16 protein-coding genes and 1 pseudogene are annotated in these 17,550 nt (G+C 63.5%); 13 read left to right on the top strand and 4 right to left on the bottom strand.

The window, feature by feature from the left end; all coding sequences use genetic code 11:
- Positions 1-17 precede the first annotated feature (17 nt).
- Positions 18-554 (top strand): AAA family ATPase, encoded by a 537-nt coding sequence (locus ACDI39_RS07240; RefSeq protein ID WP_253080473.1) that lies wholly within the window; start codon positions 18-20, stop codon positions 552-554.
- Between the two features lie 388 nt (positions 555-942).
- The gene (locus tag ACDI39_RS07245) at positions 943-1,584 is read left to right on the top strand and encodes a cupin domain-containing protein (RefSeq protein ID WP_253080472.1); all 642 of its coding nucleotides are present in this window, start codon (positions 943-945) and stop codon (positions 1,582-1,584) included.
- Between the two features lie 158 nt (positions 1,585-1,742).
- On the opposite strand, the gene ACDI39_RS07250 is transcribed toward ACDI39_RS07245, so the two are convergent.
- The gene (locus ACDI39_RS07250; RefSeq protein ID WP_253102378.1) at positions 1,743-2,726 is read right to left on the bottom strand and encodes a LysR family transcriptional regulator; all 984 of its coding nucleotides are present in this window, start codon (positions 2,724-2,726) and stop codon (positions 1,743-1,745) included.
- A gap of 176 nt (positions 2,727-2,902) precedes the next feature.
- Here ACDI39_RS07250 and ACDI39_RS07255 point away from each other — a divergent pair, with 176 nt between their 5' ends.
- Positions 2,903-3,433 carry a 4-hydroxylaminobenzoate lyase gene (locus tag ACDI39_RS07255; RefSeq protein WP_253080471.1) on the top strand — a complete coding sequence of 177 codons (531 nt, stop codon included), beginning with the start codon at positions 2,903-2,905 and terminating at the stop codon, positions 3,431-3,433.
- A gap of 172 nt (positions 3,434-3,605) precedes the next feature.
- Positions 3,606-4,598, top strand: a complete 993-nt coding sequence (locus ACDI39_RS07260; protein WP_225788394.1) for a GlxA family transcriptional regulator — start codon at positions 3,606-3,608, stop codon at positions 4,596-4,598.
- A 47-nt stretch (positions 4,599-4,645) separates the two neighbouring features.
- On the opposite strand, the gene ACDI39_RS07265 is transcribed toward ACDI39_RS07260, so the two are convergent.
- Positions 4,646-6,118, bottom strand: coding sequence for a catalase (locus tag ACDI39_RS07265; protein ID WP_225788395.1), 1,473 nt, complete (start codon positions 6,116-6,118; stop codon positions 4,646-4,648).
- 43 nt (positions 6,119-6,161) lie between these two features.
- The gene (locus ACDI39_RS07270; protein WP_225788396.1) at positions 6,162-6,803 is read right to left on the bottom strand and encodes an HD domain-containing protein; all 642 of its coding nucleotides are present in this window, start codon (positions 6,801-6,803) and stop codon (positions 6,162-6,164) included.
- A 296-nt stretch (positions 6,804-7,099) separates the two neighbouring features.
- On the opposite strand from ACDI39_RS07270, the gene ACDI39_RS07275 reads away from it, so the two are divergent.
- From ACDI39_RS07275 to ACDI39_RS07300, 6 genes and pseudogenes are all read left to right on the top strand, one after another.
- Positions 7,100-8,029 (top strand): LysR family transcriptional regulator, encoded by a 930-nt coding sequence (locus ACDI39_RS07275; protein WP_225788397.1) that lies wholly within the window; start codon positions 7,100-7,102, stop codon positions 8,027-8,029.
- 175 nt (positions 8,030-8,204) lie between these two features.
- Positions 8,205-8,852: a hydrolase gene (locus ACDI39_RS07280; protein WP_225788398.1), complete on the top strand. Its 648-nt coding sequence runs from the start codon at positions 8,205-8,207 to the stop codon at positions 8,850-8,852.
- A 343-nt stretch (positions 8,853-9,195) separates the two neighbouring features.
- A complete protein-coding gene (locus tag ACDI39_RS07285) occupies positions 9,196-9,543 on the top strand; it encodes a metalloregulator ArsR/SmtB family transcription factor (protein ID WP_225788399.1) in 348 nt (115 codons plus the stop codon).
- A gap of 22 nt (positions 9,544-9,565) precedes the next feature.
- Positions 9,566-10,849, top strand: a complete 1,284-nt coding sequence (locus ACDI39_RS07290) for an arsenic transporter (RefSeq protein ID WP_253080470.1) — start codon at positions 9,566-9,568, stop codon at positions 10,847-10,849.
- A 28-nt stretch (positions 10,850-10,877) separates the two neighbouring features.
- Positions 10,878-11,348: an arsenate reductase ArsC gene (locus tag ACDI39_RS07295; RefSeq protein WP_253080469.1), complete on the top strand. Its 471-nt coding sequence runs from the start codon at positions 10,878-10,880 to the stop codon at positions 11,346-11,348.
- Between the two features lie 91 nt (positions 11,349-11,439).
- Positions 11,440-11,592, top strand: a pseudogene (locus tag ACDI39_RS07300) (arsenical resistance protein ArsH); the annotation flags it as partial.
- Between the two features lie 105 nt (positions 11,593-11,697).
- On the opposite strand, the gene ACDI39_RS07305 reads toward ACDI39_RS07300, so the two are convergent.
- Positions 11,698-12,939, bottom strand: a complete 1,242-nt coding sequence (locus ACDI39_RS07305) for a DUF1835 domain-containing protein (RefSeq protein ID WP_225788402.1) — start codon at positions 12,937-12,939, stop codon at positions 11,698-11,700.
- Positions 12,940-13,538: 599 nt separating this feature from the next.
- Between ACDI39_RS07305 and kdgD the strand changes: the two genes are divergently transcribed.
- The 3 genes from kdgD to garD all read left to right on the top strand — a co-directional run bounded on the left by kdgD (position 13,539) and on the right by garD (position 17,513).
- On the top strand, positions 13,539-14,450 hold the full coding sequence (gene kdgD / locus ACDI39_RS07310) for a 5-dehydro-4-deoxyglucarate dehydratase (protein ID WP_225788403.1): 912 nt from the start codon (positions 13,539-13,541) through the stop codon (positions 14,448-14,450).
- A 102-nt stretch (positions 14,451-14,552) separates the two neighbouring features.
- On the top strand, positions 14,553-15,920 hold the full coding sequence (locus ACDI39_RS07315) for an MFS transporter (RefSeq protein WP_225788404.1): 1,368 nt from the start codon (positions 14,553-14,555) through the stop codon (positions 15,918-15,920).
- Between the two features lie 39 nt (positions 15,921-15,959).
- On the top strand, positions 15,960-17,513 hold the full coding sequence (gene garD, locus ACDI39_RS07320; protein WP_253091153.1) for a galactarate dehydratase: 1,554 nt from the start codon (positions 15,960-15,962) through the stop codon (positions 17,511-17,513).
- Positions 17,514-17,550: the final 37 nt, after the last annotated feature.

The following is a 17,550-nucleotide window of genomic DNA, read 5'->3' on the forward strand; positions in this document are numbered from 1 at the left end:
TGCGACAGGAAGTCCTCATGCAACGGATTGTGATTCTGGGCAATGCCGGTAGTGGCAAGTCCACTCTCGCCCGCGCCCTAGGCAAGCGCCTTGGCCTGCCGGTGGTGCACCTCGACACACTGTTCTGGGAACCTGGCTGGGTCGAACCCGATGCCGAGCAGTTCCGCGCGCGAGTCCGCGAGGCGGTCGCCACGGATGCCTGGATCTGCGAAGGCAACTATGCCCGCCGGACCTTCGACCTTCGCCTGCCCCGTGCCGACCTGGTCATCTGGCTCGATACGCCGCGGCTGACCTGTTTCCTGCGGGTGATCATGCGTAGCGTCATGAACCGCCCTCGGCCTGACATTGCAGCAGGGTGTAGAGAGCACCTGGACAGGGCGTTCCTGACCTTTCTCAAGTTCGTATGGCAATTCGATCGTGACTACCGCCCGGGTATCGAGGCCATGCGCCTGGCCACGGGCCCCCAGGTGCCGACAGTTCACTTGCGCAACGCCCGGCAGGTGGCTGCATTTCTCGATGACCTGCCCGCGCTGAACGAAAGAACCTGCCCATGACCCATTGGACTGCTTTTTACCAACAGAGCGAGAAACGCGGGCCATCTCCCACACGATGAGTCTTGTGGAACCAGATAGATGTTGGCCAGGCCATTGAAATTGGGTTGCGGAACCGGCAACGAGACGCGACAGCTCGTTCAGGCGGATGGATACGCATTCCGCCCAGCTCAATTGGCATCGACTTGATCTGATCGTGTGGAAGGCTTTTCATGGGCAGTGAGGGCTACCTTTGCGGCGCTCACTTTGAATATGCACCTTAGTGTCCGGTTGCAATTGCATACCCACGCGGCATAACTGACGCAGCATCCAAGTACGCAGCGCTACAGTTTCGGGAGACGCTCATGCTCGACGACAAGAACGTGGTGGTGGACAGCGGCAGGATCGAACCATGATCCCCGATCGCCTGAACGCCGACCTCTCGCTGCGCGCGATCATGCATGGCGCGAGCCTACCCTGGATCGCCAGCCCGCTGCCCGGCGTGGAGCGGCGCCCACTGTATCGCCTGGGTGGCGAGCAGGCACGGGCCACCAGCCTGGTGCGCTACGCCCCCGGCAGCCAGTTCAGCGCACATGTCCATTCGGGTGGTGAGGAGTTTCTCGTGCTCGATGGCGTGTTCGAGGACGAACATGGTCGCTACCCAGCGGGCACCTACGTGCGCAATCCGCCCGGCAGCCTACATTCTCCAGGGGCGAGCGAAGGCTGCATGATCTTCGTGCGGCTTCGCCAGTTCGATGCTGACGATCGCGAGCAGGTCGTCACGTCGCTGGCCGTCCATGGCGACCAGGTGCTGTTCGAGAACGCCTGTGAACGGGTCTGGGTCCAGCAGCCCAGGCCCGGATCGCCCGTGCAACTGGCCAATCCGCGGGGGCTGGAGTTGCTGCTGCTCGACGGCGAAATAGCCGGGGAAGACTTCACGCTACAGCCACTGAGTTGGATGCGCCTGCCGCCCGGCATGCCATTCGAGGCCGTGGCCGGCGCCCGGGGCGCCCGCCTGTGGCTCAAGGATGCCGCGCCAGATCTAGGTTTCTGAGGCGACCTGGTAAATACAGTGAATCGACAGGGCGCTGAGACTTCATCAATGACCTTGGCATAACGTCGAGTCATACGTCCCTATGTGAACTTTAAAAATGCCCCGAACATTACATGAGAACGCCCCCCCTTACCCCATCACCGCGGCAGGCCCCCTCTTCACACATCGTGAACGTCCAATGCTTTCGCGGCACAGGCAACTTGTTCTTGCAACCAACGTTGTGATGGGTCGTTTTCGTTATTGCCATGCCAGACCATCTCCAGTTGCTGGTGGGCTACGGGATAAGGCAGTTCCTTGATCATCAAGCCCATTGTGCGGGCAAATGTCCGGGCCAAAGGGCGCGGCATGATGGCCAGCAACTCGCTGTCTTCGAGCAACAGGGGAAGTGCCAGGAAATGCGGCAGCACCACTTGCCGGCGCAGCGTCAGGCCTGCCTGGGCCAATGCGTTCTCCAGCGCGCCACGGTCGTACATGTCCGTCTGGCGCGCCAACCCCCGTTCGAGAATGTAGTCACTGTTCGCATCCGTGCCACCTAGCGAAACCACGGCCAACGGGTAGCGTGCGAGGTCGGCAAGAGTCGCCTGGGCACTGCCCAGCGGATGGTCGCCGCGACAGACCAGCACTTCTTCCTGCAGGAGGATCGGTCGACTGCGCAGACGCTCCGGCACGCTGCGAAACATACCAAGCGCAACATCGATGCGGCCCAGGTCGATCTGCTCGGCCAAGTCCAGGCGTGTCACTGGCGTAATCACAAGGTCGATACCCGGTGCAGCGCTGCGCAACTGGCGGTTCAACGGCGGCAGCAAGGTAGCCGACAAATAGTCGTTGGCGGCAATCACGAACGATCGGTCGATGCTCCCGGGGTTGAACGGGGCGGCTGCGCCGGCCAGCGTCTCGCCGATGCTCCGCAAGGCCGAACGCAGTGGTTCGCTGATCTGGTAGGCGTAGTGGGTAGGCGTCATGCCTTGGCCGGTACGGACGAAGATTTCCTCGCCCAACCCTTCGCGCAAACGCCCCAGCGCGTGGCTCACCGCAGACGGGCTCAAATGCAGGCGCTGGCTGGCGCGCAGGACACTGCGCTCCTCCATGACCGCATCGAAAACCCGGATCAGGTTCAGGTCCAGTTTGTCGAAAGCAATCATTGGGTCATTCCCCGCCCAACCTGTCGATTATCCATGATGCATAACTTCATCGAAGCGAAAGTACAGGTACGCTACTGCGCCGTGAACAGGCTGCATTCTCACACTGCAGATAATTCGTTTCTTATCGAAAAACAACAATGGGAGAATTTCTGGCAACAACACGAGGAGGCACCCCCTTGAAAAAGAGAGATGAGTTAATCAATGCCTGTATCAACTTCCTTGCCTTGGTCAAAGATAAAACAGCCGGCACGGAAACCGAAAACTGGTTGAACGCACATTACGGCCCGGACAGCGAAACGTATCGATACATCGCCGAGCGCGTGATCGAAGGCGTGGCCGAGGGCTGGCTCGCCAATGTCGAAATCAGCGGTGAACATTATCGCCGCAGCCGTTTATGCGAGCCGAGCGCAGACACTTTCTACTTCAGCATGACCGCCGTCTACATGAACAGCCGCAGCCATGAGATGAACAACGTCGATCATAGTTTCCGTGGCGACTATCACCGCCATCCCTATGGCGAACTGAACATGGTCATCCCGCTGGACAAGGATGCCATGCTGGCAGGCCCGCAGGGCTGGCAAGGCGCTGGCTGGACCGCTCCGGCACCGGGCAGCCAGCACTTTCCCGAGGTCAAAGGCGGCGCGCTCATCGCCTTTTTCTTTCTACCCGCAGGACGTATCGCCTATGACGTGCGGGATAACCCTTAGACTAATCGCTGCGGCATGTCGCCCACCTGCCAAAATTGGCTGACTTCCGGGACGCGGCCCGCGCATCATGATCAAGACGGCGGCCAGGCACGGTTCCTGGCCGCCGCTTCACCGATCTTGTCACCGAACACTCGCACGGCGTTGGCGCCGAGCCAGTACAAGGGAATACCTGATGACGGTACGAACAGTGGCGATTGCCATCCACGATGGCGTTCAGGCATTGGATGTCGTCGGCCCAATGGATGTGTTCCATGAAGCCAACGCCTACCTGGCAACTGGAGACCGGTACGAAACAGTGCTGGTCGCCGCCGACGACAGCCCGCTGCGGGCATCGAACAGCATGCAGTTGCGGGCGGACCTCACCTTCGCTGAAGCAACTGGGACGTTCGATATCCTGCTGATCGCCGGCGGCCCTGCCTTGCCCGACGCACCACCGGATCCGAGACTCATCGAATGGGCCAGCAAAGCCCCGAATCACGCGCATACATACGGCTCCATTTGTACAGGTGTATTTGCGCTGGGGTACGCCGGCCTCATCGACCAGCGCCGCGTGACAACGCATTGGCAAAATGTCCCCAAGCTGGCCGCGCGGTTTCCGAACGCCTGCGTCGAGCCCGACGCGATCTATGTGCGCGACGACAGGTTGGTGACCTCCGCAGGCGTCACCGCCGGCATCGACCTGGCCCTGGCCCTGGTCGGCCAATGCCATGGACAGGACATCGCCCTGACCGTAGCGAAGCGGCTGGTGGTGGTAGCCCAGCGTCAGGGTGGCCAGTCGCAGTTCAGCCCGTACCTCACCGCCCCGGCCAACCCCGCCTCACCGGTAGCACGCATCCAGGCGCACGTCATGACCCACATCGGCGAGCGGCACAGCCTGGAATCGCTCGCCGCCGAAGTTGGCATGAGCGCGCGCAACCTGGCGCGCTATTTCGTGCAGGAAACCGGGATCACCCCACACGAGTTCGTGCAGCGCGCGCGCATCGATGCCGCGCGCATGATGCTGGAAGCCAGCGACCGCCCCCTGAAAACCATCGCCTACGACTGTGGCTTCGGCACGGTCGACCGCATGCGCATCACCTTCGGCGAACGGCTTGGCATCACCCCGGCCCAGTACCGGGCCAGCTTCCGCCGCCAGGCACCGGCCTCCAGCACAGCGCAGGCATAGCGCACCTGCCCATGACGGCACGCCGGCATGGGCAGGCGGCCGGTCTGTCAGGCAGGCGACAGGCCCAAGGCCTGGGCAACACCTGCGCCGTAGGCGGGGTCGGCCTTGGCGCAGTTGGCGACATGCCGCTGTTTCACTTCCAGGCGCGCATCCCCCAAGGCTCGCGCGGTGTTGTCGAACAGCGCCTGCCGCTGCGCAGGCGTCATCAGGCGGAACAGGTTGCCGGGCTGCTCGTAGTGGTCGTCATCGCGGCGATGGTCCCAATGGTCGGCCGCACCATCGAGCTCCAGCGGTGGCTCCTTCAGCGATGGGTCGTCGCCAATCCAGGTGCCTTTGCTGTTGGGCCAGTAGCTCGCCGTGGGCCCCAGGTTGCCGTCGGTGCGCATGGCGCCGTCGCGGTGATAGCTATGGAAGGGGCAACGTGGCGCATTGACCGGGATGTGGTTGAAATTCACCCCCAGCCGGTAGCGCTGCGCATCGCCATAGGAGAACAGCCGTCCCTGCAGCATGCGATCCGGTGAAAAACCGATACCGGGCACCACGTTGGCTGGCGAGAATGCTACCTGCTCCACCTCGGCGAAATAATTGTCCGGGTAGCGGTTGAGCTCCATCACCCCCACCTCGATCAACGGGTACTCGGCCTTCGGCCACACCTTGGTCAGGTCGAACGGATTGTGCTGGTGCGCCCGGGCCTGCGTTTGCGTCATGACCTGGATGAACAGTGTCCAGCGCGGGAAATCCCCCCGCTCGATGGCTTCGAGCAGATCACGGCCATGGCTTTCGCGATCCGTGGCGATCAAGGCCGCGGCCTGCTCGTCGGTCAGGTTCTCGATACCCTGCTGGCTACGGAAATGGAACTTGACCCACACCCGCTCGTTCGCCTCGTTGATCAGCGAAAAGGTATGGCTGCCAAAACCGTGCATGTGCCGCAGGCTGCGGGGGATGCCACGGTCCGACATGACGATGGTCACTTGGTGCAGGGCCTCGGGCAGCAGCGTCCAGAAATCCCAGTTGCTGTCGGCCGAACGCAGCCCGGTGCGCGGGTCGCGCTTGATGGCGTGATTCAGGTCGGGAAAACGCATCGGGTCGCGGAAGAAGAACACCGGCGTGTTGTTGCCCACCACGTCCCAATTGCCCTCCTCGGTGTAGAACTTCACCGCGAAGCCCCGAATATCGCGCTCGGCGTCGGCGGCGCCACGCTCGCCGGCCACGGTGGAAAAACGCGCGAACAGCGGGGTCTGCTTGCCGACCGCGGCGAACAGCTTCGCCTTGGTGTAGCGGGTAATGTCCTGGGTGACCGTAAAGGTGCCATGGGCGCCCCAGCCCTTGGCATGCATGCGCCGCTCCGGGATCACTTCACGGTCGAAGTGCGCCAGCTTCTCGATCAGCCAGATATCCTGCAGTAACGCCGGGCCGCGAGGGCCGGCGGTCATGGTATTGAGGTTGTCCGCTACCGGGGCCCCTGTGGCATGGGTCAGGGTCGGCAGCGCGCCGTTGTCGCGGGAACGTGTGTCGGTCATGTCGATGGCTCCTGGCGTCAGGTGGTGGTCACGGGCACTTGCCTCAGTTCGGCCACGCCGAACCGAGGATGAGTGAGCAGAAGTTCATGCGCGTGTAGCCAGGGACCTTCAGCGCCAGCACATCGGCCTTGACGTTGCCGAAGGTGGTCAACGGCTTGTGTTTTATACCGTCGGCGAAGTGTTCGATGATGCCTTCCTTGAAATTCGCCTCACGGGGATGATGCTCGCAGACCTGGCAACGCTGCTCGTGGCTGAAGTCATGGTAGGCAATGCCCAGCACATCCATCTCCACCCCGGCCGTCACCAGGGCGATGGTGGGCCGCATGTGCTCGGGGATCCCGGGCGTGGTGTGCAAGGCGATTGCCGTCCAGACATCCTCGATGTCACGCTCCGCGACCCCGTAGCTCTTCATGAAATCCCGGGCCGCGTTGGCGCCATCGACCTCGAAGCGCAGCTCAGGGCTCGAGTAGCGCGCTGTCAGCCCCATGTCGTGGAACATGGCGCCCAGGTACAGCAGCTCGGGGTCGTAGTCCAGGCCGCGGCGTTCGCCCGTCAATGCCCCCCAGCAGAACACCCGGCGGCTATGGTTGAACAGCAGGTCGTCCTCGGTATCGCGAACGAGCTCAGTGGCAGCGCGGGCGATCGCGCTATCGGGGATTCTGATACCAGCAACGATTTCGGTCATCGACATACACTCCAGGTCAGGCGGCGCGGTGAAGCAAGGTGCGCGAATGCCAAGGTTGTACTGCCGCGATCACCACTGCCCGGGTGGACGATGGAGCCCTCGCGGCGCCTGGAGAAATTCCAGCACCGGGCCTGCAACGGAACAAGAAACGAGCGACCTCGGATCAGGACAGACAGACATCGTTTCACGCCAAACGCCCATCGTCCCCAGGCAGGGCCGGCCTCCAGCCGGGTACCCTGACGGCACACCCTGTCCATCACAGCGACCAGTACCGGCAGAACCGGAGGAGCACCACCATGAGCGAGGCCCTGGACAAACTCTCATGGGATGATCTGCGCATCATCAAGGCCATCGGCGAATGCAACAGCCAGATGGGGGCCGCCGACGCGCTCGGCATCAATCACTCGACCGTTTCGCGCAGGCTCTCGGCGATGGAAAGCACCCTCGGCGTGGTGCTGTTCGACCGTCGGCGCAATGGCTATGTGGCGACCGCCGCGGGCGCCGACATGATCGCCCTGGCCAACCGCGTCGAGAAAGACGTTCTCGGCGTGGCGCGGCGGGTGTCGGAGCAGGCCCAACGCTACAAGGGCGACCTGCTCATCACCACCAGCGATGCGCTGTTGGTGGATTTCCTCACCCCCATCATCGCCGAGTTCCAGGCTTGCCACCCAGGCATACGCATCGAGGTCATCGTCAGCAACCAGCCATTGAACCTCGCCCGCGGCGACTCCGACATTGCCTTGCGCGCAACCTTGGCCGTCCCGGAAAACCTGTTCGGACGCAAGGTGGCCCTCGTCGCCTGGGCCACCTACGGGCGCCTGGATAAATACGCAGGCGGTACGTGCACCCTCGACACGCTACACCAGAGCACCTGGGTTTCCTACGGCAAAGGCCTGTCCAGCCTGAAGGCATACCAATTCATCGATGAGCACGTACCCCGCGAAAACATCATCTACCGCAGCGACTCGGTCTACGGCGTAGCGGCAGCCATCCGCGCGGGCATCGGCATCGGCTTGCTGCCCTGCATGCATGGCGACCTGGTGCCAGACCTTGTGCGCATCGGCCCTGTCGAGCCCGAGGTGTATGACGAGTTGTGGCTGCTGACCCACCCCGACATCCGCAAATCAGAACGCATCTATGCCTTCATGACGCATTGCGCCGACGCCATCGTCCGCCAGCGTGCCTTCATCGAAGGCCATGGCGCCCCGGGCACGAGCGAGCAGTAGGCCGCACACGCCATCGGCATTTTTGCGCAATCGGTTTCGCCTAAACGCACGCTCATGGCGCCGGGGCTGAACGTAGACTTTCCAGGCACGATGATCGTGGGCCGGCCCGTCATCCGTGACTGCATGCAGCCCGCCGCACGTGGGCACACCGAAACCTACAAGAGGACTCACCGCCATGAGCATCAAAGCCTGCGCCAAACCCGCCCGCAGCCTGCTGAGCCCACACGACCACGCCCTGGTGCTGATCGACCACCAATCGCAGATGGCTTTCAATACCAAGTCCATCGACGTCACCAACCTGCGTGCCAACACCGCCATCCTGGCCCATGCGGCCAAGGGCTTCGGCGTCCCGACGGTGATCTCCACGATCTCCAAGGACACCTTCGCCGGCCCGCTGTTCGAAGAGATCACCGAGGCTTTCCCCAACGCCGATGTCATCGACCGCACCACGTCCAATGCCTGGGAAGACGAACACTTCATCGCCGGAATCAACGCCACGGACAAGGGGCGCCTGGTCATCTGCGGCCTGTGGACGTCGGTGTGCTGCAACGGCCCCGTGTTGTCGGCACTCGAGCAAGGCTACGAGGTCTATGTGGTGACCGATGCCTGCGGCGACTGCACCGCCGAGGCCCATGAGCGCGCGGTACAACGCATGATCCAGGCCGGCGCGCGCCCGATCACCGCCCTCACCTACCTGCTCGAACTGCAACGCGACTGGGCCCGGGTGGAAACCTACGACCTCACCACCGGTATCTCCAGAAGATTCGGTGGAGCCTTCGGGGTCGGTATCCAGTACGTCAACGCGATGATGAGCGACCATTGAGGCGATCGCCGTTTTGCTGAAGAGCCGACCCGTTCAAGGTGCTTGAAGCCGTGAAGCCCTTGACGACCGGTCTGGCGCCCCGGCAAGGCCGCTCCCACGACAGGCGCATCGTTGCCCCGTAGCTCGTTTCGATTGCGGGGCTTTTTTCGCCTGGGTACTTCCGAGCACTGAACTACCCGCTGGGGTCGTGGCGTCCCACGAGGCGTTTGAAACGACCGAGTAACGGATCGTGGCAGCTCGCCCACATCCACATGAATCATTCCCTATAGACAGCAGTGGCTGGGGTTGCGCGAAACATATGGAAATCCGTATATTCGAATCTCCATATGCAAGAGCCCTGCCCATGATTACGCCTCCCGAGGTCTTCAAGAGCCTGTCCGACGAGACCCGGGCTCGTGCCACCTTGCTCATCGCCCGTTTGGGCGAGTTGTGTGTCTGCGAGCTGATGTGTGCCCTGGACCACAGCCAACCGAAGATCAGCCGTCACCTGGCACAACTGCGAAGCAGCGGCCTGTTGCTCGATCGCCGCCAGGGCCAATGGGTGTATTACCGCCTCAATCCGCAGCTGCCCGCCTGGGTGCACGAGATGCTGCAGGTGACGTTGCGTGCCAATGCCCAGTGGCTGCAGGACAACGCCTCTCGCTTGCAGAACATGGACGACCGCCCCGTCCGCGCTACCGCCTGCTGCTGACCTCTCGACGAGCAAACCTCCCATGCTAGTTGCACTCGCTGTCTTCGTGTTCACCCTGGTGCTGGTCATCTGGCAACCCAAAGGCCTCGGCGTGGGCTGGAGCGCTGCACTGGGCGCAATCATCGCGCTGGGGGTGGGCGCGGTTTCCCTGCACGACATTCCGACCGTGTGGAGCATCGTCTGGAATGCCACTGCCACGTTCATCGCCGTCATCATCATCAGCCTGCTGCTGGACGAGGCCGGTTTTTTCGAATGGGCCGCCCTGTACGTGGCGCGCTGGGCGAATGGCAGCGGCTATCGCCTATTCGCCTTCTGCATGCTGCTCGGCGCCGCTGTGTCAGCGCTGTTCGCCAACGATGGCGCGGCGCTGATTCTTACGCCTATCGTCATGTCGATGCTGGTCGCGTTGCGCTTCCCGCCCGCTGCCACGCTGGCATTCGTCATGGCCGCAGGCTTCATCGCCGACACGGCGAGCCTGCCGCTGGTAGTTTCCAACCTGGTGAACATCGTCTCGGCCGACTACTTCGCGCTGGGCTTCGCAGAGTACGCCTCGGTGATGATGCCGGTGAACCTGGCCAGCGTCGCCGCCACCTTGATGGTGCTTTTCTTGTTCTTCCGGCGCGACCTTCCCAAGCAGTACGCCCTCGACGCGCTGCGGGAGCCGAAAGCGGCAATCCATGACCGCGCCACCTTTGTCGTTGGCGGGTGGACGCTGCTGGTGTTGCTGATCGGCCTGTTCGCCCTGGAGCCCTTGGGTATCCCGATCAGTGCGGTCGCTGCCGTGTGTGCAGCGACCCTCTTTGCGGTTGCGGCTCGCGGCCACAGGATCTCTACCCGTCGCGTGCTGCGCGAGGCCCCCTGGCAGGTGGTGGTCTTTTCCCTCGGCATGTACCTGGTGGTGTACGGCCTGAAGAATGCCGGCCTCACGGATTTCCTCGCCCAGTTGCTCGACCGGCTGGCCGCGCATGGCGTGTGGGGTGCCGCCATCGGCACCGGCCTGCTCTCGGCCCTGCTGTCGTCGGTGATGAACAACATGCCCAGCGTGCTGCTCGGCGCCTTGTCGATCCAGGCCAGCGGGGCAGATGGGCTGGTACGCGAGGCAATGATCTACGCCAACGTCATCGGCTGCGATCTCGGCCCGAAGATCACCCCCATCGGCAGCCTCGCCACGCTGCTCTGGCTGCATGTGCTGGAACGCAAGGGCATGCGCATCACGTGGGGCTACTACTTCAAGGTCGGCATCCTCCTGACCCTGCCGGTTCTGCTGATTACCCTTTCGGCCCTGGCGTTACGCCTGGGCCTCTGACGCTCGCCACCCAGCGCAGGAGCCCTCCATGCGAGTCCTTTTCATGTGCACAGCCAACAGCTGCCGCAGCATCCTTTGCGAAGCGCTGTTCAACCATCTGGCCCCGTCGGGATTCGAGGCGATCAGTTCCGGCAGCTTCCCCAAGGGGCAGGTACTGCCGCGCAGTCTCGCCACCTTGCGACAAGCCGGCATTGCCACCGAAGGCCTGCGCAGCAAGGGCAATGACGCGTTCGAGGGCAATCCGCCGGACATCGTCATCACCGTCTGCGACAAGGCCGCCGGGGAAGCCTGCCCGGTGTATTTCGGCCCTGCCTTGAAGTCTCACTGGGGGTTGGAGGACCCGTCCGATAGCATTGGCGACGAAGCGTCGGTCGATACCGCCTTCCGCGTCACCCTGGCGCATATCCGCAAGCGATGCGAAACCTTCTTCGAACTGCCTTTCGGCACGCTCGATCGCGACGAGCTCAAACGCGAGCTGGACCGCATCGGCGCTCTCTGAGCAGCAGGCCCCATGTCAGAGCAACTGCCCAACCTCGACCTTTCGCTGTTCGACGTACCGGCACCCGTACCAGCGACCACAAGCCGCGTATCCTGCTTACGATCGTGTGGTCGATGTAATGGAAGAACTGGTGAAGTTCACCCTGCTGCTGCGTGACCGCCAAGCGTTCCTGATGGATCGCTACTCGGAGCGTAAGGAAAATGCCGAACAGCTCAGCGCACGTGTCAATCAGCGCTCCATCTGAGGTGGCCGTGGCCATCTGTATATAACTGCCACTTGGGGCCGCTTCGCGCCCCAAATGGCAACTGAAAGTCTTGACTGACCGGCATCGATGTTGGAGTCAGGCCCATCAGCGCCGCCAGACCTGCCCTTCCCCACTCACCACCCAAGGCGCCTGGTCGCCAGCGATACGCACCCCGCCAACCCAACGCGGCGCAGGTGCCTGGTCGAGCCAATGGGCCTGCCCGGCCAACACCTGCTCGCCAAGCGCCGTCAACCGCAGGGGGCGTTGCGACCAGCTATCGCCCTCTCCTTCATGCAACAGCGGGCGGGGTGCATCGACCAGTGGCCGCAGCAAGGTGTGGAACATCAGGTCGCCCAGGTATGGCAGCGGCTCGTCGTGCTGCATCAGCTGGGCGAATACCCAGCCAGCGGGACGTTCGCCATGTACCGCCAGGATGCGCAACACCAGCCGCTCGGTGAGGCTCAAACCGTCAGCCGCCCCCGGAAGCTCCTGCAACTGGCGCGCCAGCGCCGGCCCCAGCAGCGGCAAGGCGGGATGCTGCCGGGTGGCCAGGCCTGCCCAAGTACGCGGATCTGCTGCGGTATAGGCCGCCCATGCCTGGCGCGCCAAGGCCAAGGCATCCTCGCCCAGCGCGCGGCGTTGCGGCCAGAGCCAGGCGAGCAGGTCCGGGGCCAGTTGGCCAATCCCGATGAAGCGTTCGACACCTGGAACCTGGTTGATTTCGATCAGTTCGAGCCGGCGCGGCAGGCTGGGCAGGCTTGCCAGCAGGCGCACCAGGAACAGTTGGTCGTAGGCGTCCGCTTCGCACCAGAGCACCACTTCGCTGTCGGCGCCCAACTGCGCCAGTGCCGAACGCTGCTGGGTTTGGCGCTGTTCGATATCCACGGCGGCAAGGCCGAACGCCTGCTGTATGTAAGCGGCGCGTACCGCCCAGTACTCCTCCTCGGGCAGCGCCGGCACCGGCCCCATCACCATGGGGTCGGCGAACATATGGAACGCACCGGCGAATCCCGCGATGCGCAAGCTGTGCTCGATATCGTTTCCGCAACGCCAGTGCTGTACGCTCGCCTCGCCGTCGCTGGCAAAGCCTGGGTGGCGTGCGGCGAAGGCGACGGCGTCGGCATGGGCCTTGAGCCTGGGCCAGCTGGCGAAGCCGGCCTCGCGGGCCACCAGCCACTGGGTGTCGGCGAGACGGTAATCGGGGCCTGGCAGGCCGAGCGTGCGCAGTTGTGCGCGGGCATCGTCGGCCTCGCCGTCGTTCAACGCCGCCAGCAGGCGCTTGGCGCGCTTGCGCAAGGCGGGTACGTCGAGCAGGCCATGATGGCGGGATGCATGGATGGCAGGCATGCCAACTCCTTTTGGGGCTCGGTCCGCCGACAAGCCGGGAGCTGGAGTGAAGGAAAATAGCAAGCGTGCCTGGGAAACCCCTTCGCGCGGACCGCAGGCGCAGCGTACGCCCTGGCCCAGACTCTAGCGGCAAGCTCCACGGGAAGCAATGCGTCGAGTGGCAAACCAATGCCCTGCACGTTAACGTGCGCGTAACCCACCAGCCCAGGCCCCGCCATGTCCGTCGCTGGCAGCCTTCTTGCCGTCCCCCTTGCCGCCACCCTGCTGACCCTGACGCCCAGCTCGACACTGCGCGAGTATTGAGAACAGCCACCGTGGAGAGCAAGCGCCAGGCGATGCCAGACGTTAAGCACCGCGCTGGCCGAACCAGCGCGACGCCAAGGCGCTTGGTGTCGATGGTCACTGCACACCCCTCAAACTGATACGACAACAGTTGTTTTCGCCGGCCTACCTCTTGCGATCAAACCCCGCTGTAGTCGCCATCTGTTAGATCTCCACGTCAAACAATCTTCACGTGAGGGCTAGGCACCCGCCAAGTTGTACGATAACCTACCTCAACTTTGAAACCCCACCCCAAGCGCCACAGGATGCCTACAACAATGACCCCACAAGAGCTGCAATCCATCCTCTCCCATGGCCTGCTGTCGTTCCCCGTCACCGACTTCGACGCCCAGGGCGACTTCAATCCGGCCGGGTACGTCAAACGCCTGGAATGGCTGGCCCCCTACGGCGCCAGCGCACTGTTCGCCGCTGGCGGCACCGGTGAGTTCTTCTCCCTGGCGGCCAGCGAATACAGCCAAGTCATCAAGACCGCCGTGGATACCTGCGCAGGCTCGGTGCCGATACTCGCCGGCGTGGGCGGCTCCACCCGCCAGGCCATCGAATATGCCCAGCAAGCTGAACGCCTGGGCGCCAAGGGCCTGCTGCTGTTGCCCCACTACCTCACCGAGGCCAGCCAGGACGGCGTTGCAGCCCACGTCGAGGCCGTATGCAAGTCGGTGAAAATCGGCGTGGTGGTGTACAACCGCAACGTCTGCCGCCTCAATGCCACGCAGCTCGAACAACTGGCCGAGCGCTGCCCGAACCTGATCGGCTACAAGGACGGTCTGGGCGACATCGAGCTGATGGTGTCGATTCGTCGCCGCCTGGGCGAGCGCTTGAGCTACCTGGGTGGCCTGCCGACCGCCGAGGTGTATGCTGCAGCCTACAAAGCCTTGGGTGTCCCGGTGTATTCGTCGGCGGTGTTCAACTTCGTGCCCAGGACCGCGATGGACTTCTACCACGCCATCGCCCGCGATGATCACGCCACCGTCGCCAAGCTGATCGACGACTTCTTCCTGCCGTACCTGGATATCCGCAATCGCAAGGCCGGTTACGCCGTCAGCATCGTCAAGGCCGGAGCGAAAATCGCCGGTTACGATGCGGGCCCGGTGCGCACGCCACTGACTGACCTGACCGCCGAAGAGTACGGGATGCTCGCAGCCCTGATGGACAAGATGGGCCCGCAATAAGCGGCGCCCTGGCGACCTGCCCTTGCCATGGCCGAAGCGGAGCCATCCCGCTTCGGCCCATACCCGATCCCCGCACAACAATAACTAGTGGGAGCTCCATCAATGCAAGCGACTAAAAAGACGCATGTACGCTACCTGATCCTGCTCATGCTGTTCCTGGTGACCACGATCAACTATGCCGACCGTGCCACCATCGCCATCGCTGGCTCCAGCCTGCAAAAGGACCTGGGCATCGATGCGGTGACGCTCGGCTACATCTTCTCGGCGTTCGGCTGGGCCTACGTGGCCGGCCAGATCCCTGGCGGCTGGCTGCTCGACCGCTTCGGCTCGAAGAAGGTCTACGCCTTCAGCATCTTCACCTGGTCGCTGTTCACTCTGCTGCAAGGCTTCGTCGGCGGCTTGCCGGTGGCCTGGGCGGTGGTGACCCTGTTCACCCTGCGCTTTCTGGTCGGCTTTGCCGAAGCGCCGTCGTTCCCTGGCAATGCCCGCATCGTTGCCGCCTGGTTTCCCACCGCCGAGCGCGGTACCGCATCGGCGGTGTTCAACTCGGCGCAGTACTTCGCCACGGCGCTGTTCGCCCCGATCATGGGCTGGATCGTCTTCCGCTTCGGCTGGGAGCACGTGTTCGTGGTGATGGGCGCATTGGGCATCGTGTTTTCCGGTGTCTGGCTCAAGACCATCTACAACCCCAAGGAGCATCCGCGCATCAGCCGCAGCGAACTCGAACACATCGAGCAGAACGGCGGCCTGGTGGACATGGACCAGAAACGTGCCAACGACGGCCCCAAGTGGGGCTACATCAAGCAGCTGCTGACCAGCCGCATGCTACTGGGCGTCTACCTTGGCCAGTACTGCATCAACGCCATCACCTATTTCTTCCTGACCTGGTTCCCGGTGTACTTGGTGCAAGAGCGCGGCATGACCATCCTCAAGGCCGGCATCATCGCTTCGCTGCCGGCCATCTGCGGTTTCGTCGGCGGTGTGCTTGGCGGCGTGATCTCGGACTGGCTGCTGCGCCGTGGCCACTCGCTGACCTTCTCGCGCAAACTGCCAATCGTCTGCGGCCTGCTGCTGTCGACCACGATGATCTTCTGCAACTACGTCGAGGCCGAATGGATGGTGGTGGGTTTCATGACGCTGGCGTTCTTCGGCAAAGGCATCGGCGCCCTGGGCTGGGCGGTGGTCTCGGACACCTCGCCCAAGCAGATCGCCGGGTTGTCCGGCGGCATGTTCAACACCTTCGGCAACATCGCCTCGATCACCACGCCGATCGTCATCGGCTACATCATCAGCGCCACGGGTTCGTTCAAATGGGCGCTGGTGTACGTGGGCGCCAATGCCCTGGTCGCCGTGTTCAGCTACCTGGTGATCGTGGGCCCGATCAAGCGCATCGAGCTGCGTGACGTCCCAAAGGATGACGCCAAGCCAGGCATGGCCGCCAGCAGCGAACTGGCCGGCTCGCGCCATTGAGTGAAACACGCCTGTGAACACCACAAGAAGGGCTCCATCATGCAGTTGATCGAACACTCCGACTCGCCCCGCTACGTCCGCCTGCACGACGATGACAACGTCGTGGTGGTGGTCAACGACGGCGGCCTGGGGGAAGGCGCCAGCTTCGCCGACGGCCTGACCCTGGTCGAAGACGTACCGCAAAGCCACAAGGTCGCCACCGTGGATATCGCCAAGGGAGAACCCGTACGGCGCTACGGACAGATCATCGGCCATGCCCTGGAAGACCTGCGCCGGGGGAGTTGGGTCAAGGAAAGCCAACTGGCCATGCCTGCCGCTCCGGAACTGGCCAGCCTGCCGCGCTGCGATGCCGTCCCCGAGGCCTTGCCGCCACTGCAAGGCTACACCTTCGAGGGGTTTCGCAACGCCGATGGGACTGTGGGCACGCGCAACATCCTCGGCATCACCACCACGGTGCAATGCGTGACCGGCGTGCTGGACCATGCGGTCAAACGCATTCGCGAAGAGTTGCTGCCCAGATACCCCCACGTCGACGATGTCGTCGCCCTCACCCACAGCTATGGCTGTGGCGTCGCGATCAACGCCCGGGATGCCTACATCCCCATCCGCACCGTGCGCAACCTCGCACGCAACCCCAACCTCGGCGGCGAGGCGCTGGTCATCAGCCTGGGCTGCGAAAAGCTGCAGGCCGACCAGGTGATGCACGCCGACGATCCTTCGGTCGACCTCGACGAGCCTTGGCTGTACCGCCTGCAGGATGCCAACCTGGGCTTCGTCGAGATGGTCGAGCAAATCATGGCCCTTGCCGAGACACGCTTGGCCAAGCTCGACAAGCGCCGCCGCGAGACCGTCCCGGCCAGTGAGCTGATCCTCGGCATGCAATGCGGCGGCAGCGATGCGTTCTCCGGTATCACCGCCAACCCGGCGCTAGGCTTTGCCGCCGACCTGCTGGTGCGCGCAGGCGCCACGGTCCTGTTCTCGGAAGTCACCGAGGTGCGCGACGCCATCTACATGCTGACCTCGCGCGCCGAGAGCCAGGCGGTGGCCGACGCTTTGGTGCGCGAAATGGACTGGTACGACCGCTATCTGCAGCAAGGCGCGGCAGACCGCAGCGCCAACACCACGCCGGGCAACAAGAAGGGGGGGCTGTCGAACATCGTCGAGAAATCCCTTGGCTCGATCGTCAAGTCCGGCAGCGGCGCCATCCAGGGCGTGCTCGGCCCTGGCGAGCGCGTCACGCGCAAAGGCCTGATCTTCTGCGCAACGCCAGCCAGCGATTTCGTCTGCGGCACGCTGCAACTGGCGGCGGGGATGAACCTGCACGTGTTCACCACCGGGCGCGGCACGCCCTACGGCCTGGCCATGGCGCCGGTGGTCAAGGTGTGCACACGCACCGAACTCGCCCAGCGCTGGCCCGACCTGATCGACATCGACGCCGGGCGCATCGCCAGCGGCCGCGCGACCATCGAGGAGCTGGGTTGGGAACTGTTCCATTACTACCTGGATGTGGCCAGCGGTCGCAAGCAGACCTGGGCCGAGCGGCACAAGCTGCACAACGACATCACCCTGTTCAATCCGGCGCCGATTACCTGAACGGCCTGCGGCGCCCGCTCAATCACATTCATACAGG

The sequence above is a fragment of the Pseudomonas sp. Tun-23181 genome, assembly GCF_057415455.1.

Bases quoted from the DNA above. Each gene is read 5' to 3' on its own strand.
- ACDI39_RS07315 (WP_225788404.1), top strand. From the start codon at position 14,553: ATGCAAGCGACTAAAAAGACGCATGTACGCTACCTGATCCTGCTCATG.
- ACDI39_RS07250 (WP_253102378.1), bottom strand. From the start codon at position 2,726: ATGATTGCTTTCGACAAACTGGACCTGAACCTGATCCGGGTTTTCGAT.
- ACDI39_RS07270 (WP_225788396.1), bottom strand. From the start codon at position 6,803: ATGACCGAAATCGTTGCTGGTATCAGAATCCCCGATAGCGCGATCGCC.
- kdgD (WP_225788403.1), top strand. From the start codon at position 13,539: ATGACCCCACAAGAGCTGCAATCCATCCTCTCCCATGGCCTGCTGTCG.
- ACDI39_RS07305 (WP_225788402.1), bottom strand. From the start codon at position 12,939: ATGCCTGCCATCCATGCATCCCGCCATCATGGCCTGCTCGACGTACCC.
- ACDI39_RS07275 (WP_225788397.1), top strand. From the start codon at position 7,100: ATGAGCGAGGCCCTGGACAAACTCTCATGGGATGATCTGCGCATCATC.
- ACDI39_RS07280 (WP_225788398.1), top strand. From the start codon at position 8,205: ATGAGCATCAAAGCCTGCGCCAAACCCGCCCGCAGCCTGCTGAGCCCA.
- ACDI39_RS07240 (WP_253080473.1), top strand. From the start codon at position 18: ATGCAACGGATTGTGATTCTGGGCAATGCCGGTAGTGGCAAGTCCACT.
- ACDI39_RS07245 (WP_253080472.1), top strand. From the start codon at position 943: ATGATCCCCGATCGCCTGAACGCCGACCTCTCGCTGCGCGCGATCATG.
- ACDI39_RS07295 (WP_253080469.1), top strand. From the start codon at position 10,878: ATGCGAGTCCTTTTCATGTGCACAGCCAACAGCTGCCGCAGCATCCTT.
- ACDI39_RS07265 (WP_225788395.1), bottom strand. From the start codon at position 6,118: ATGACCGACACACGTTCCCGCGACAACGGCGCGCTGCCGACCCTGACC.
- ACDI39_RS07285 (WP_225788399.1), top strand. From the start codon at position 9,196: ATGATTACGCCTCCCGAGGTCTTCAAGAGCCTGTCCGACGAGACCCGG.
- ACDI39_RS07260 (WP_225788394.1), top strand. From the start codon at position 3,606: ATGACGGTACGAACAGTGGCGATTGCCATCCACGATGGCGTTCAGGCA.
- ACDI39_RS07290 (WP_253080470.1), top strand. From the start codon at position 9,566: ATGCTAGTTGCACTCGCTGTCTTCGTGTTCACCCTGGTGCTGGTCATC.
- garD (WP_253091153.1), top strand. From the start codon at position 15,960: ATGCAGTTGATCGAACACTCCGACTCGCCCCGCTACGTCCGCCTGCAC.